14 protein-coding genes and 1 CRISPR repeat array are annotated in these 17092 nt (G+C 25.8%); of the genes, 12 read left to right on the top strand and 2 right to left on the bottom strand.

Annotation, left to right across the window (positions count from 1 at the left end):
• The first annotated feature begins 2 nt into the window (after nucleotides 1–2).
• The 9 genes from Q7K47_01970 to Q7K47_01930 all read left to right on the top strand — a co-directional run bounded on the left by Q7K47_01970 (nucleotide 3) and on the right by Q7K47_01930 (nucleotide 11621).
• The gene (locus Q7K47_01970; GenBank protein MDP0505972.1) at nucleotides 3–467 is read left to right on the top strand and encodes a hypothetical protein; all 465 of its coding nucleotides are present in this window, start codon (nucleotides 3–5) and stop codon (nucleotides 465–467) included.
• Nucleotides 457–4407 (top strand): DUF6079 family protein, encoded by a 3951-nt coding sequence (locus tag Q7K47_01965; protein ID MDP0505971.1) that lies wholly within the window; start codon nucleotides 457–459, stop codon nucleotides 4405–4407. The genes Q7K47_01970 and Q7K47_01965 overlap by 11 nt, the downstream gene beginning before the upstream one ends.
• Complete coding sequence (locus Q7K47_01960; protein MDP0505970.1) at nucleotides 4408–6771, top strand: PglZ domain-containing protein; 2364 nt, start codon at nucleotides 4408–4410, stop codon at nucleotides 6769–6771.
• 9 nt (nucleotides 6772–6780) lie between these two features.
• On the top strand, nucleotides 6781–8172 hold the full coding sequence (gene brxL, locus Q7K47_01955; GenBank protein MDP0505969.1) for a BREX system Lon protease-like protein BrxL: 1392 nt from the start codon (nucleotides 6781–6783) through the stop codon (nucleotides 8170–8172).
• Nucleotides 8173–8349: 177 nt separating this feature from the next.
• Nucleotides 8350–8856, top strand: coding sequence for a nitroreductase family protein (locus Q7K47_01950; protein MDP0505968.1), 507 nt, complete (start codon nucleotides 8350–8352; stop codon nucleotides 8854–8856).
• Nucleotides 8857–8871: 15 nt separating this feature from the next.
• Entirely contained in the window at nucleotides 8872–9159 is a 288-nt protein-coding gene (locus tag Q7K47_01945; GenBank protein MDP0505967.1) for a putative quinol monooxygenase, read from the top strand.
• 97 nt (nucleotides 9160–9256) lie between these two features.
• On the top strand, nucleotides 9257–9664 hold the full coding sequence (locus Q7K47_01940) for an arsenate reductase ArsC (GenBank protein MDP0505966.1): 408 nt from the start codon (nucleotides 9257–9259) through the stop codon (nucleotides 9662–9664).
• A 515-nt stretch (nucleotides 9665–10179) separates the two neighbouring features.
• Nucleotides 10180–10683: a CRISPR direct-repeat array (repeat unit 30 nt; unit sequence AATTTAATCTAACCAATGTGGAATGTAAAT).
• A 107-nt stretch (nucleotides 10684–10790) separates the two neighbouring features.
• Entirely contained in the window at nucleotides 10791–11297 is a 507-nt protein-coding gene (locus Q7K47_01935) for a PH domain-containing protein (protein MDP0505965.1), read from the top strand.
• Nucleotides 11298–11483: 186 nt separating this feature from the next.
• Nucleotides 11484–11621 (top strand): LDCC motif putative metal-binding protein, encoded by a 138-nt coding sequence (locus tag Q7K47_01930; protein MDP0505964.1) that lies wholly within the window; start codon nucleotides 11484–11486, stop codon nucleotides 11619–11621.
• A 54-nt stretch (nucleotides 11622–11675) separates the two neighbouring features.
• Here the strand turns inward: Q7K47_01930 and panB are convergent, their stop codons facing one another.
• Together panB and Q7K47_01920 are read right to left on the bottom strand one after the other, a co-directional pair.
• Nucleotides 11676–12503 (bottom strand): 3-methyl-2-oxobutanoate hydroxymethyltransferase, encoded by an 828-nt coding sequence (panB, locus tag Q7K47_01925; protein ID MDP0505963.1) that lies wholly within the window; start codon nucleotides 12501–12503, stop codon nucleotides 11676–11678.
• The gene (locus Q7K47_01920) at nucleotides 12504–13349 is read right to left on the bottom strand and encodes a DUF2520 domain-containing protein (protein MDP0505962.1); all 846 of its coding nucleotides are present in this window, start codon (nucleotides 13347–13349) and stop codon (nucleotides 12504–12506) included.
• 204 nt (nucleotides 13350–13553) lie between these two features.
• Between Q7K47_01920 and Q7K47_01915 the strand changes: the two genes are divergently transcribed.
• The 3 genes from Q7K47_01915 to Q7K47_01905 all read left to right on the top strand — a co-directional run bounded on the left by Q7K47_01915 (nucleotide 13554) and on the right by Q7K47_01905 (nucleotide 17079).
• The gene (locus Q7K47_01915) at nucleotides 13554–14273 is read left to right on the top strand and encodes a putative ABC transporter permease (GenBank protein MDP0505961.1); all 720 of its coding nucleotides are present in this window, start codon (nucleotides 13554–13556) and stop codon (nucleotides 14271–14273) included.
• 83 nt (nucleotides 14274–14356) lie between these two features.
• The gene (locus Q7K47_01910) at nucleotides 14357–15376 is read left to right on the top strand and encodes an ABC transporter substrate-binding protein (protein ID MDP0505960.1); all 1020 of its coding nucleotides are present in this window, start codon (nucleotides 14357–14359) and stop codon (nucleotides 15374–15376) included.
• A 20-nt stretch (nucleotides 15377–15396) separates the two neighbouring features.
• On the top strand, nucleotides 15397–17079 hold the full coding sequence (locus Q7K47_01905; protein MDP0505959.1) for an iron ABC transporter permease: 1683 nt from the start codon (nucleotides 15397–15399) through the stop codon (nucleotides 17077–17079).
• The last annotated feature ends 13 nt before the right edge of the window (nucleotides 17080–17092 follow it).

Genomic DNA, 17092 nt, shown 5'->3' with positions numbered 1-17092 from the left:
TTATGAAAAATATTATAGAAGCTATAAGAAATAATAATTCAAGAATAAAATCTTATATTCTTTTAGGAGAAGTAGGAAGCGGGAAAACTAAAGAATTATTAAAAATAGAAAATATAAAGTATATCAATTTTTTAGAGGAAGCAAAGAAATTTTTTGATAAAGAAATGCTTAGCTTAACTTTATTTGAGATAGGAATTTTCTTTAAATATATAGAGCGACTGATAGATTACAATAGGGGAATAGTAGTGATTGATAATTTAGAATTTGTTCAAAATATACTTTATAATTTAGAAAAAAATGAAAATGGATTAAAGAAATTTTTTGATAGTATGATAATGCAAGCTTATACTGGTAAAGTAATTTTTATTATTTCAAATATAAAAAAAATGAAGCTTGAAAATATATTAGAAAAAAGTAAATTACCAGAAGAAAATATTATTATTTGGAGGAAAAAGGATGCTGATTAAAGAATTAATAAATTTAAAAAGTTTTGATCCTGTAATAAATTTAAAATGGGCAGGAAATATAAATGAGCAAGAAAGATTGTTAGCAAATTATATAATGACAGAGGATTTAGCAGAAATTTTTGTGGATATTTTAGAAAGTATTACTATGGTAAGAAGTAGTACTAGAAGAGCAAAACTGCAAGATATAAATCCATCTATGAAAAGAGCACATATATTATCAGGACAATATGGTACTGGGAAATCTTATTTTTTATTGATGTTAAGTGTTGTTTTAGAAATGAAAAATAGTCGTTTAGCAGATGAATTAATTTCTAGATTTAATAATTTTCCAGAATTACAATATCAACTAAATTTAATAAGAAAAGATAAGAAATATTTTCTTGTTCGTATAAACGGAGAAAATGAAAATGAAAAAGATTTTAAAGATGTAATACAATCAGAAGTAACAAGAGCATTGGAAGAAAAATTTGAAGATATTTCTTTGTCTAGTGTATATAAAGAAACAATGGAAAATTTTGATAGAGTAGTTAGAGCTAATAGAAATAAGATAGAAGATTTTTTATTAATGAAAGATTATACAATTAGAGATGTAGAAGCCAATTTATTTCATCATAAGAGAGAGGGAATAAGTCAATTTGAAGAAATTGCTAAAGAAGTACTTGGCTTTTTACCAAAGATAGAACTAGATAAGCTAGAAGATTTTTTAAAAGATGCTAATGATGTTTTAAAGGAACAAGGTTATGATGAATTAATTATTATTTTTGATGAATTTTCAGCTTATATAAGTGCATCAATGGAAAATAATAGATTAAATAAAGACTTAGGTCAAATTCAAAATATAGCACAGTTAACATCTAAATCTACTAATATTGATGTTTCCTTTATTGCCTCTACACATACAGACATAGTTCAAATGGTAGGGAAATATGATAGCAGTAAAAAAGATATGTTAGATAAAGTTTTTGGAAGATTTGGAGGGCATGTTCTTAGTTTTAATCAAGGAGAAGAGTTATTAAAAAGTACTATTGAAATAAAAGATAAACTAGAAATAGAAGATTTATTTTATAAATATAGTAATTTTGTGCATGAAGCGGAAGATAAATTCAATAGAAAATTAATGGATTTTTATCCTTTGCATCCTGCAACAGCAGCTTTCTTAGAGCCAATAAGTAACCAATATGCTCAAAAAACAAGAACAACATTTACTTTTTTAGAAGAAGTTATTAGAAGAAAATTCTATAATGAACCTGTTGAGAAAAATGGGAAAATAAATTTAATAACATTAAGTGATCTTTATGATTATTTTGAAAAAGAAATAGAACAAGGAAACAAAAATTTAGTGAAAGAATTTAACCAAATATATAATGAAGTAAGAGAAGATGAGGACTTAATAAATTATGCTAAGGCTTTAGTATTAGCTTATTCAAACTCTTTAGTAAAAAGTAATAATAAAACTGAGTTTACTGCAAGTGATTTTGCAACTTTATATCAAAAATCAAATGAAGAAGAAGTTGAGAGAAAATTAGGTCCAGTAGCTTCAGTAAATCATATAAATATTCAAAAAATTAATGGTAAGTATAGAATGTTTGTGAATACTAGTGGAATAAATATAGAAATGTTATTAAATAAAGAAAAAGAAATAATAAATCCTAATTTTATAAGGGATAAAATATTAGAGAAAGCAGAAGATAGAATATTTATAAAGAAGCATTATAATTTAAATTATAGTATTGGATTATATCCTATGGATAGAAAACTAAATGGAGAAATATTTACAGTGAGTGCTTTAAGAAAAATGGGTAAGAGAGCCATTGTAGAATCATCGAAACAAGAAATGGAAGTAGATGGAAAAATATTTTTTGTAATTCCTAATTTTGAAGAAGAATATAATCAAAATAATATAATTGATGATTACAAAATAGCAATGAATGATTTAGAAGCTAATGTTTGTTTAGCAATGCCGAAAGAAATTGTTTTTAATAAAGAAGAATTAATTGAATATGGTGCATTATTAAATTTAGAAAATAATAATGAAAACATTGCTAAGAATGAAGATATAAAGAAATTAGTTGTTCAAAGAAGAAGAAAATTAGAAGATAAAATTAGAAATAAGTATTTAAGAAAATTTTCAAATTTAAGAAACTTTACATTTATATTTTCTAAAGGAAAAATAAGAGATGATTTAAGGCAAGATATAGCATTATATAAAGAATTATTGTATAACTTCTATAGTAAATTTCCTCATGAAATAAAAGTTGAAAACTTTAATACAAGAAGTCCGTTGAATGGATTAATTAAAATATTCTTAGATGGTAATGCAGATATTTCAAAGAAAGATAGAACTTCAGAAGAAGCTAAAAATGTATATGCTACTTTAAAACCTTTAGATTTAATAAGTGTTACAGAAAAAGTAGATATGGAAAGTGTTGAGTTTAAAGTTCCTAATGAAAATAATAGTTCTTTATCAAAAGAAATAATGAATATAGTTGAATCAAAAGAAGAAGAGATTAGTATTGCTGAAAAATATAAAATATTAGAATCATCACCTTATGGTTTGAATGTACCTTTAATAGATCTTTATTTCTTTATTTCAAATAAACTAGGAAGAACCTATATAGTTAATAAAGCTACCGGAAGACCACTTCCACTAGAAAGAGAAAACACAAAAAAATTAAGTTCAAAAGCTCAAGATTATGAAATGAAAAAAAATGAAATAATTTATGTTCCTGAAAAAGTGGTATCTGTTTGGAAAGCATTAGGAAGAATAAATGGAATTAAAAGTGAAGCTAAAAAGGTAAAAGCAGATTCAAGGAATGACTTTAATGTAGAATTAACATTATCAAAAGAAATGGTAGACATTTACAAAATAATTTCTAAAAAAGAAATTCAATTAAGTAGTTATGGGATTAAAACAGGAAAGTTAAAAACTTTATCAAATAAGTTAAATTCTATTCAAAAACAACGTGATAATAAACAAAAGTTTAAGGAACTAGAAGAATTACCTTATTTATTTAGAAATACAACATATGAAGAAAATATAGAAGAATTAAAAAGTACAATTCTTAAATATAATAAATTAAAAGATAATAGAATATATTTTGTGAAAGATATTTTAAGTAACTTAGATTATAAAATAGAAAATTTAGAAGGATATGAATCTTTTAAATCTACTTTAAAAGATATAAAAGATAGTTTTGAAAATTATAAAAATGATTATTTAAATTTGGAGCTTTTAGAAGACTTAGGAATTAAATCTGAAGGTTTAAAGGAAAATTATTATAGAGAATTTAAAAAAATTCATGATAGTTATTATGAAGAGTATGAAAGTTTAAAAATAAAGTTAGAAAGAGAAGAAAAAGGTAAAATAGAGGCAATTAAGTACTTTGAGGATGTTAAATTTGGAAATGTAGCATCAATAAAACCATTTTTAGAAGAATTAGATAGTTTTGAAAAATGTTCTTGTAAAGAAGAAAATGGAGAAATGAGATGTATGTGTAAAATAAATTCTTTGGGAAAAGCTAGCACTGAATTAAAAGAGTTAGAAGAAAAATTTAGCAAGAAAAAGGCTCATATTAGTGGGATATTCCAAAGATATCAAAGTTCTTTAAAAGATATCCAAACTTCTTTTCAAAATAATGATGATTTCTTTGATTTAATGATAAATATGAGACAGATAGAATCAGGAAATTATGAACATGTTGATAATTTAAAAGAGAAAATTGTTTCTATAAAAGAATCATTAAATAATTATTTGGAAGATAAAAAAGAATCATTTGGAAAAAGTATTGAAATAGATAAAATGAGAAAAGAATTAAATGAAAACTTAATGATTCTTGGAAAAAAAGAGATAACATTAAATGAGTTTAATGATAAAATATACCAACTTTTAGAAAGATATAAAAATGAAGGCTATGAAGGAATAAAAATATTTTGTGAGTAGGTGAGGACAATAATACATTTAATAAAAGATAGTGGAATTAATTATCAAGTAAAGGGAATAGGGATAGAAGTGAAAGATCTCTATTCCTACTTAGAAGCTAGAAAATTATATGAAAGATATAAAAATAGAGATGAAGCTATGGAAATAGTGATAAAAAAGGAAAGCTTATTTAATTTTTTTCTTGATTTAGAAGAAGATACTAGAGTAGTTGTAGAAAAAAAATCTCCTAAGGTAAAATTAGAAATTACTATAGATGAAATGAAAAGTTTAGGAATAACTAATTTTGAAAAATTTTATGATTTAAGTCAAGGAAATAAAAATTTTGATAGAGATTTAATTAGATATCATTTTCAAGAAGAAAAAAATATATTTAAGTTGTTAAATGTTTTAGAAAATATTTCATTTTCTAATTCAGAATTATTAGTAAATTTCAAAAATATTTATCTTAAAAATTATCCTGAAGAAATGCAAAAATTATTTTTAAAACATCCAACAATATTTAAAGAAAAATTATTAGAAGGTTATATTTTTTCAAAATATTTTGAAATTAATTATAGAATATTTGGGATTTGGGATGAAGTTGAAGAAAGTTATAAATTTTATAAAAAAAATGAAGAATTAAATAATGCATTTTTGGAAGCATTAGAAGATATTAATTTTGAAAAAATTGAAAAAAAATTAGAAGAAAACTATAAAAAATTACCTTTATTTATAAATTATAATGAAAATGAGTATTTAAATGGAGTGTCTGGCTACTTAAATTTTGAGAAAACATTTTTTATAGCTAAATTTTTAGAAAACTTTAATGAAAACTTGGATATTGAAAATAAAAAAATAAGTTATGAAAAGTTTTTAGAAAAGTTTCCAGAAGAAATTTTAATAAAAAGACTATTAGAAAGAGTAGAAGCCATTCAAAATATAGATATCAATTTTGAAATGGAAAATATTAAAGATTTACAAAATTGGAAAAAATTCTTTAAAAAAGAATATATTATTTTAAATAATGATTTAAGTGATGATAAAACTGAAAAGATAATAAAAGATTGTGAAAAAAAATATAAAATTGAATTAAATAATATTAGAATAAATATTCAGAAAAAATGGTTAAATATCGATGAGAAATTTCAAAATTATTTTTTAAACAATTATAATCAATTAATGAGCTCTGAAATTAAAGAAGGGTTGAGTTATAAATTAGAAGAAATAAAGAAAATATTATTAAAAGGTAAAAAAGTTTTTATAGTTTTTGTAGATTGCTTAAGATATGATGTATGGGCAAGTTACAAAGAAGAATTTAATAAATTAGATTATTTTGTTCAAAAGGATGATTTAATTTTAAGTATGATTCCAACAGTTACTAATCATTGTAAAAAAATATTATTTTCAGGTAAAAAATATAATGATATAAATGAAAATATGTCTTATGCAGATGAAATTAAAGAATTTTTTATGAAATATAAAGTAAATTATATTTCAAAATTTGAAGATATAGATGAAAACTCAGATATAAATATATATGAAATTTTAGAAATGGACGAAAATATTCATAAGTCTAAAGATCTAACAATAGAATATTTAAAAAGTATACTTCATCATAGAATGAAACCAGTGTTAGAATATATAAAAGAGAAAGATACTGATGTTGTAGTTTGTACTGATCATGGATGTGTAGCTATAAATAGTGAAAATACAAAAAATATTGAATTTAGAAATTTTATAAAAGAAAAAAATTTAGAGATAGAAAATCATGGAAGATATATAAGAATATCGGGATTATATTTTGATGAAAAAATTTATAATGTTTTAATTGAAAGCTTACAAAAAAGTGATTTGTATCATGTTATTTCAAGAGATAAGTTAAATAATTATTACTTAAAAGAAACTATTAGAAATAAAGAGGTATATTGTTATTTGATGTACAAAGGAAAATATGCTCCTATTAGAAGCGGAGAATGTACTCACGGTGGAATAGCAATGGAAGAAGTAATGATTCCTTTTGCTGTATTGAGCAAAAATATAAAAGAATATAAACCAATAAAATTAGAAACTAAAAAATTAAAAGTTACAGCTAATGAAAAAGATGAAATAATACTTCTTCTTATAAATGAAAATGAAATAGATAGCTTGGAAGTATCTTTAGCTTATAATGGAGCAAGTGAAGTTTTTAATAATATTGAAGGAAATAAACAGATAGTTATTCCTTTAACTATAAAGCAAATAGGAAAAATTCCTGAAAAAGTAGTGATAGAAATGAAGGTGTATGGTAAAACCCAGAAAGCAGAATTAAATATAGATATAGAATCTTTAGAATCTAGAAAATCTAAAATATCTAAAAAATTAAAAAAAAGCAGAAGTTTATTGTAGGAGGGTTATATGGAGCTTTGGGAAAGCAAGTTAAAAGAAAATTTTGGAAGTGCTGTTGTTGATAAACAAAAAGCATTAAATAATGAAGTACAAAGTCTTCCAAGATATGTTTCAGAATATCTTTTAGGATTTTTTTGTGAAGATGAGATAGAAGAAAGTGGATTAAAATCTATGCAATCATATATAGCAGAGCATAGAGTAGAGAGTAAAGAAAGGGAAAAAGCAAAATTTAGATTACAAGATGAAAGTAGTTTTAAATTGATTGATAAATTTAAAGTTAAAATTAATTTAAAAAAGAATAAACAGAATACTCAAATGGAAATCCCAAGTATGGGAATAAATGATGCAGAAGTTACTTCTGAGTTATTAAAAGATTATCCTAGACTTATGATTGATGGATTATGGGGAATGGGAGAAGTTTTATATAATTATGATTCTGGACAAGTTATTTTAAAAGCATTTAAACCTTTTCAACTTCCAGATATAGATGTAGATGAATTTGTAGATGCAAGATCAAATTTTTCTACAGACGAATGGATAAATGCAATGATAAGTACAATAGGTTTGAATTGTTCTAACTATAGTAGAAGAGAAAAATTTATACTTTTATCAAGGCTTTTACCAATGGTTGAAAATAATTTATTTATGATGGAATTTGGTCATCCAGGAACAGGGAAAACTTATGCTTATGAAAATATTTCTTCTTACTCTAGAGTTATTTCAGGAAGCCAGGTTAGTGTACCACAACTGTTTTATAATTTAAATACAAGGCAAGATGGTTTATTAGTACAATATGATGTTCTTCTTTTTGATGAAATAGATAAAATAAGTAATAAAGGTCTTGGTGATGAAGTAAATGGGAAACTTTATCAATATTTAGAGTCTGGAAAATTTGATAGAGGGAGTGTTGAAAAAAGTAGTGAGTGTGGAATGATGATGGTTGGAAACCTTCCAAGCGGAGAATTCAATAAGCAAGATCTTTTATCAAATTTATTACATGAAAGTAATACGCATACAGCATTTTTAGATAGATTAGCTGGAATAGTTCCTGGATGGGAATTAGATAGTATTAAAGATCCTAAATTTGCATTTACTAAAAATTATGGATTTGCAGCAGATTATTTTAGTGAAATTTTACATAAAATTAGAAGAAAAAGTTATCCATTTGTTATGAATAGACTTAATATTGAAGGAGCATCTATAAGAGATAAAAGAGCTATTGAAAAAATAGTTAGCGGATTAATAAAATTAGCATATCCTAATGGAGAACTAACAGATTCTGAATTGCAAGAAATAACAGAAATTGCAGTAGAATATAGACAATTTGTAAATGATCAAAATTTTAAAATAAATAGAGATTTGACTTTTAATAAGCATTTAAAATTTAATCTTCAATATTAAGAAAATAAAAAAATCCTTCAGTTTGAGCTGAAGGATTTTTATCTAAGTACTTCAAGATAATTAATAAATATTTCCTAAAAATGTAGCTTATTTATTAAAAAGGATTGATAAATAAAGAAATATGAAGTATCCTTTTAGTAAAGAGGTTAAAAAATAAATTTAGGAGGTGTAGTTATTATGGAAGCTATATTTAATAGAAGGAGTGTAAGAAAATATAAGGATCAAGTAGTAGAAAAGGATAAAATTATTGAGCTTTTAAAAGCAGCTATGCAAGCTCCGTCAGCAGGGAATCAACAACCATGGGAGTTTATAGTTGTTCAAGAAAAACATACTTTGAAAGAACTTTCTTTAGCGAGTCCTTTTGCAAAATTTGTTGAAGATGCACCTTTAGCAATAGTTTTATTATCAGATGAGGAAAGATTAAAATATCCTCAAAATTGGCAACAAGATATGGGAGCCGCAGCTGAAAATATTTTGTTGGAAGCTACAGATTTAGGATTAGGAGGAGTTTGGCTTGGAGTAGCACCTTTTGAAGATAGAGAAGAAAATATTAAAAATCTATTCCAACTAAATGATAATTTAAGACCTTATTGTGTGATTGCTTTAGGCTATCCAGCAGAAGGATTAGGAAATAAATTTATTGATAGATATGATGAATCAAGAGTACATTTTGAAAAAATTTAATTAAAGAGGAGAAATATGATAAAAGTTATTGCAAAAAATTTTACTAAAAAAAATAAAATTGATGAAACTATAGAACTTTGTAAAGAATTAGCTGATGCTACGAGAAAAGAAAAAGGTTGTATAAAATATGAGTTATATCAAGATGAAAAAGACTCTAGTATATTAACCTTTATAGAAGAGTGGGAAAATAAAGAAGATTTAGAGAGACATTTAAAATCAGAACATTTCACTAGAATAGTTCCTAAGTTGTCACAATTAAGGACTAAAGAAGGAGAAATAAATATATACAACAAGATCATTTAATTAATAGCATAAAGATAACTTTATATTTACAGTGAAAAATGTTAGAATTTATTATAGCGTATCTTATAAATAATGTTTTTAATTAAAAAGGAGAAATATGAAATACAAAGTTGCATTTATATGTGTTCACAATTCTTGTAGAAGTCAAATGGCAGAAGGGTGGGCAAAAAAATTAGGTAGTGATATGTTTGAAGTTTATTCTGCTGGAACAGAAGATTATAAGGAAGTGAAACCTCTTGCAGTAGAAGTTATGGAAGAGATAGGAGTTAGTATGAAAGGTCATAGACCAAAATTACTTTCAGAAATTCCTTCTAAAGTTGATATATTAATAACAATGGGATGTAATGTTGTATGTCCATATATTCCAAATAAATATAAGGTGGATTGGGGACTTGATGATCCTTCAGGAGGCCCAATAGAAGATTTTAGGAAAACAAGAGATCTTATAAAGCTAAAAGTAGAAGAATTAATAAGGCTAGTTAAAAACAAAGAAATAGCCCTTTAATATGGGTGAAATTAACAAAAAACACTTGATTTTGTACTAATTAAAAGGACATTTGTCCGAGTAATGGTAAAGTTAAGTGTTTTTTTGCTTTTTTTGGTTAAAATCAGAAAATATTCATCTTAAATCCTTTAAAATCAGTAGATTACAGGCAGATTCTAAGAGACTTATAGGTGCTTTTTAGAAGGGAAAAATTAGCCTATGTAATTACAAAGGGAGGATTGAAAAATGCTTTTATTTTGGAGATAAGAGGGTGCTTTTTTCTTGAAATTCATAGGATAAAGATTGTAACTAAATAGTGTTACCAAATAAGAGATTAATTTCAAAAACTGTCGACCTCCAGTAAGGCAAATTTACCTATAGATCGACAGTTTTATATAAAGTTAATAAAACAAATAATTTATCTAAAAATCCCAAGGATAAATAAGAAAAACTTATAGCAAAAATCATAAAAATTTAGGGGGTCGACAGAAACGACTTTCTTATGTTATAATTTTAGGGAGGTTACAAGGGTACCTAATTTAATCTAACCAATGTGGAATGTAAATTCTATTTCTATAAGCTATTGCTCTAGCCTTCCTAGCATAATTTAATCTAACCAATGTGGAATGTAAATCTAAATTGTCTTTGAATGTTCTCTCTAATTCTTCTTTGAATTTAATCTAACCAATGTGGAATGTAAATACTGTAGCCGTAAGCACTCGCCCTGTTTCCTTTGCAAATTTAATCTAACCAATGTGGAATGTAAATCTTGATATTATGTAAAGCCCATAATCACTAACCATAAATTTAATCTAACCAATGTGGAATGTAAATCTTAATAACTTATCATACTGGTCTGGAGATATATCTGTTAAAATTTAATCTAACCAATGTGGAATGTAAATAATCTGATTCCTCCTGAAAGCCTGTTGAATCCTCTATCAATTTAATCTAACCAATGTGAAATGTAAATTATGTTTTACATAAATCAATAACATATGGATCTTTTTAATTTAATCTAACCAATATGAAATACAACTATTTTTTATTTATTGATATAGAAGAAAGTTTTAAATTATATTGATAAAACAAGTCACATATGGTACTATAATTTCAGTAGTATGAACTTTAATTATAGGAGGAAAATATGAATAATAATGATAGTTTTATTATGGAATTAAAACCGATTTTTAATAAAAAAATAATATTTTTTAGATTTATTCCTTTACAAATATTTGCAAGTTTTTGGTTAGGGATATTTTTTAAAATTTTAGAAGTATTGATATTTGATAATTTTAATATAAGAATAAATAATCTAGGTTTAATTGTAGGTGTTTCTGTGTTTTTATTATTTCCTTTTTTATCTAATTATTATTTAAAAAAAGTTTATCTTAAAACAAAATATTTGATTTATTCTGATAGAATAGAATATCAAGAAGGTTTTTTTAATATTGAAATAAAAACAATATTATTTACAAAAATAACAGAAATAAATTTAAAAATAAACATTTTTCAAGAAAAAAATAAATTAGGAAGTATTTATCTTTCTATTCCAAATTTTAATAAAAAAGGAATTTTTAATGGACTTATAATTAAAGATATTAAAGAACCTAATTTAGTTTATAAAAAAATATTGATGTTAATGAAATCTTAATTTATTTTACTTATTTAAATAAATAAAATTATATTTTGTGATATACTTATATTAGTAGCAATACCCATGATTTAATAAGCTCATCTACATTTGTAGGTGGGCTTATTTCCGTTGACAAAGAAATCAAAAAATGATAAGATTAGTTAACCCCCTGTAGGGGGGTATAAAATTAGAGAGGTGATGGCTATGTTACAAAAACTAAAAACGGCTTTTAACCATTTTTTAGAAAAAATTGCAGCGGAAAACAAGAAAACATTTGGAGATCAAAAATTAGATTGTTGTTCTCTTAATAAGGAAGTAAAAAGAAATAAGAAAAAGGAATAAATTATAATTATAAAAAAAAAGAGGACTTTTGTCCTCTTTTAAATTTATTTATATTTAATATAATTTACTTATTACATCTTCATTTATTTTGAAAGTATGTTCCTTTGCTGGGAATACTCCCTCTTGCACTTCCTTTGCATAATTACTAAAAGCAGTCCTCATCATTTCTCCTACATTTGCATAATGCTTAACAAATTTTGGTTTGAAATCTGAAAACATACCAAGCATATCTTGATAAACTAATATTTGTCCATCGCAACCAGTACCGCAACCTATTCCAATTGTTGGAATATTAACATTTTTAGTTATTAACTCAGCTAGTTTTGCTGGAACACATTCAAGAACAACAGCAAAAGCTCCTGCCTCTTCTACTTTTTTAGCATCTTCTATTAATTTTCTAGCAGTTTCTTCTGTTTTTCCTTGAACTTTAAATCCTCCAAAAGCATTTACAGATTGAGGTGTTAATCCTATATGAGCCATTACAGGAATACTTGCATTAACAATTGCTCTTATTTGTTTGCAAACTGTAGCTCCACCTTCTAGTTTAACAACTTGAGCCCCACCTTCTTTTATCAATCTTCCTGCATTTTTAACTGCATCTTCCACACAAGCTTGATAAGACATAAATGGCATATCTGCCACAACTAAAGTATTTTTAGCTCCCCTTGCAACAGCCTTTGTGTGATGAATCATATCTTCCATTGTTACACTTAATGTATTTTCATATCCAAGGCATACCATTCCTAAAGAATCTCCCACTAATATACCATTGATTTCTGTATCATCTATTAATTTAGTTGTAGAATAATCATATGATGTAATCATGCTAAGTTTTCTACCTTCCATTTTTGCTTTTCCAAAAGTTGAAACTGTATTGTTCATTTATATTTCCTCCAAATATTCTTGTAATTTTGAATAATTTCTATTTTTATTTTTAATTTTCGCAATTTCAAGTAGCTGTAAGGACAAACTCTTATACAATTTTTTATTTTCACTAGGAATAACTTCCATGTGTTTTTCTATGGTTTTTTTATCTCCCCTTTCAATTGGGCCTGTAAGTGAAGAAGTTATTCCCCGTTCACCTATATTTTCGATATTACTTTTAATAAGTGGATACATAGCTTCTAAAGCAGTATGTTTGTCTATTCCACATTTTTCTAAATATTTTGATCCTGAATCAATAAGTGCTATCACAAGGTTTGAAACAGTTACGTTACCAAGGTGATATAAACTTTTTTTATCACTGTCTATGGATAATGTTTTATTTCCTAAACTTTCTAGGAATTGTTTCATATGACTTAAATATTTGTCATGTCCTTCAATAGTAAAATGAATGTTATTTAATTTTTTATATGTTTCATACTTATCTGAAAAAGGAAACATAGGGTGAACAGAATAGGAAAATGCTCCTAATTTATTTATACCAGAGAAAATCTTAGAAGATAATGAGCCACTTGTATGACAAATTATTTTTCCTTCTATTTGGAAATTTTTTATTTCTTCCCATATGTCAGCAATATAATCATCAGGTGTAGTTATGAATATAATATTACTTTTCATAACTAATTCTTCTAAATTTCTATATGCTTTGCTATTAGTAAATTTAGCTGCTTCAACTGAAGACTGATAATTATGGCTGTAATACCCTTCAACTATTTTATTTTTTGTTGAAAAATATTTTCCTAGAGAAAATCCAACCTTTCCAGCTCCGATAAACCCAATATTCATTAAGATGCCTCCTTGTATAAAATAAATTTAGCTACCCTAGTTAACAAATTACCACAATTAAAAATCTTTTTCAAATTTATTTTTGGAAAAAATATAAAAAAAAGATAATTGATTAAAAATTTAACTCTTAAGTGTAGGTAATTGATTTTTTTAAACTTTAGAGTATACTTATAGTGAAGTTTATTTTACTTGAAAGGAGTTTTTATGGACGATATATTAAAATATAGTTTAATATTTATAATTTGTAGTGTATCAGGATGGATTATAGAATTAATTTATCGAAGATATTTTGGAGATACTAAAAAATTTATCAATCCAGGATTTTTATATGGACCGTACCTACCTATATATGGAATTGGTGGAATAATACTATATATATTATCAGGATATGAAATGAATGATGTGAGTAGATTTTTTATGATAGCTATGTCTATGACCTTAATGGAGTATATTGGTGGATATATTATTTTAAAATATTATAAGATTAGACTTTGGGATTATAGAGATGAAAGATTTAATTATAATGGTATAGTTTGTTTTAAATATGCTATTTACTGGGGGATATTAGGGGAGTTATTTTATTTATATGTAAGCCCTATACTTACAGAAAATGTTTCTTTTCTTTTTTCAAATTTAAGTTTTTCATATTTTTTAGGAATGTTTTTTGGATTTTTCATAATTGATGTAGTTATTAAAATGAATTTAATGAATATTTTAAAGGGTGTAATAGAAGAAGTAGAAAACAAAGAATTTACTTTGAATATGGATACTTTTAAATTGAGAATAGGAGAAAGAAGAAAAATAATTAATCTTGGCTTTAGATTAATTCCAACTTTTCATAGTATTAATATTAGAGAAGTAGTTAAGGATATAGCAAAGGAAAAAATAAATAAAAGAAGGAAGCAAAAAAATAAAGAAGACTAGCCCTTGACTTTTGAAAAAGACGGGGTATTATTAAGAGTGTAGTTCAAATAAAATTAAATAAAGGGATTAAGGAGGATAAGGTTATGAAAAATTTTTTGAAAAAAGTGGCACTTTTTACGTTAGTATCTTCAATAGCACTAGGGGCAAGTAAAGATAAGGGGCATTTATTAATTTACGCAGGGCTGATGGAAGATTATGCAATTAAATCTACTAGAGAATTTGAGAAAGAAACAGGAATAAAAACAGAATTTGTAAGAATGAGTAGTGGAGAAACTTTAGCAAGAGTCAGAGCTGAAAAAGATAATATGACAGCCTCTGTTTGGTTTGGAGGTCCAGTTGATGCATTTGTAGCTGCAAATGAAGAAGGATTAATTGAACCATATAAATCTCCAGTTGCAGATCAAATACCAAGTAAGTTTAAAGATCCTAATGGAGTTTGGACAGGAATATATGTAGGATATTTAGGATTTGTTGGTAATAAAGAATTATTAGATGAAATAGGTGCTAAAATGCCTCAGTCTTGGGCAGATTTATTAAAACCAGAATACAAGGGAGAATTAGTAACAGCTCATCCAGGTTCTTCAGGAACAGCATATACAATGCTATCTACAATAATTCAATTAAAGGGTGAAAAAGAAGGAATGAAATATATGCAACAACTAAATAAACAAGTAAGACAATATACAAAATCAGGAACAGCTCCAGGAAGAATGGTTGGAATGGGAGAAACTGCAGTAGGTATAACATTCTTACATGATGCTATTAAATATAGAAAAGAAGGGTATAAAGATATAATTATTGCTGCTCCAAAGGAAGGAACAGGATTTGAAATAGGTGGAGTTGCAGTTTTAAAAAACGGTCCTGATCAAGAAGCTGCTAGAAAATTTGTTGACTGGGCATTATCTAAGAGAGCTCAAGAAATAGGACAAACAGTAGGTTCTTTCCAATTCTTAACAAATGAAAATGCTATTCCTCCAAAGGAAGCTCAAGAAATAGTGGGTACAAAATTAATTGACTATGATTTTTCATGGGCAGGAGCAAATAGAAAAGATTTACTAGTAAAATTCAGTAATGCAACAAAAACTAAAGCACCTAAAAAATAGGGGAAGAGAAAGGGATAAATATGTCAAATTTTAGAATAAAATTAGAGACAAGTATAAAAAATATGAAAAAAATGTTTTATGACCCAATCTTATTTTCAACTTTTACATTTGTAATGGTAATTTTAATCTTATTTATATTATTACCTATGTTCAATGTTTTAAAGGAAAGTTTTACTTACAAGGGAGAATTTTCTTTGATTCATTATAGAAATGTAAGGGATATGCATGAAAATTTTGTGATCATATTAAATACTTTGAAATTAGGAGTGGTGACATCTACAATTTCAACTGCTATAGGATTCTTTTTTGCATATGCAATGACATATATAAAAGTGCCATTTAAAAAAGTATTTAGTTCCATAGCAATACTTCCAATTGTTTCTCCTCCATTTGTAATAGCATTATCAGCTATTATGTTACTTGGAAGAAGAGGATATATAACTAGAACACTTCTTGGAATAAGAAATGCAGAGATATATGGATTTAAAGGTTTGGTCTTAGTTCAAGTTTTAACTTTTTTTCCAGTAGCCTACCTAATGTTAGTTGGACTTTTACAAAAAATAGATCCTTCAGTTGAAGAAGCTTCAAGAGATTTAGGAGCTTCAAGATGGGATGTGTTTAGAACTATAACTTTACCTCTTATGGTTCCAGGAATTGCAAATGCTATACTTGTAATATTTATACAAGCAATAGCAGATTTCTCAAATCCAATGGTAATAGGAGGAAATTTTACAACAGTGGCAGTTCAAATTTATTTACAAGGAATAGGAAACTTTGATATGGGTAGTGCAACAGCCCTTGCAGTAATATTAGTGCTAATGTCAGTATCTATATTTGTCACTCAAAAATATTATATAAGTAAAAAATCCTATGTAACTGTAACTGGAAAAGTATCTAGACAGAGAGAAAAAATTTCTGAAAAAGGAATAGCTCTTCCAATAGTTATAGTAATGTCAATAATAACACTTGGAGTTTTTATAATGTATATTATGATACCTTTAGGATCCTTTGTAAAATTATGGGGAATAAATAATAGTTTCTCACTTGAGCATTATAGATATGTTTTTGATTTAGGAATGAAACCAATTAGAGATACAACTTTATTAGCTTTAATTTCTACTCCAATTACAGGAATTTTAGCTATGATTATAGCCTTTTTAATTGTTAGAAAGGAATTTTTTGGTAGATCTTTTATTGAGTTTATAACTATGATGGCCATAGCAATTCCAGGTACAATAGTAGGTTTAGGTTATATTATAACTTATAATAAAAAACCTCTTGTTCTTGCAGGAACAGCTTTTATTTTAATAATAGCCTTTATAATGAGAAATATGCCAATTGGAATTAGATCTGGTATTGCAGCCTTGCAACAAATAGATCCTTCAATAGAAGAAGCAGCCTGTGTTTTAGGTGCAAATAGTAAAAAAGTATTCACTTCAGTTACTCTACCTATGATAAAACCAGCATTCTTTAGTGGGCTTGTTTATGCTTTTGTAAGAAGTATGACTTTAGTAAGTACAATAATTTTCTTAGTTTCAGCTAGATATAATTTACTTACAGTTGCTATTATGAATCAAATAGATGTTGGAAAAATAGGTGTTGCATCAGCATATTGTACTATTCTTATCTTTATTGTATTTGTCATAGTTGGACTTATGAGATTTACATTAAAAAGAATGGGTATAGATGATATTTCAGAATAAGAAGGGGAGAAAA

It is taken from the genome of Fusobacterium sp. JB019 (assembly GCA_030673965.1).
Lineage (GTDB): Bacteria > Fusobacteriota > Fusobacteriia > Fusobacteriales > Fusobacteriaceae > Fusobacterium_B.
The sequence above is the reverse complement of the archived record's forward strand: the minus strand, read 5'-3'. Positions and strand labels throughout refer to the sequence as shown.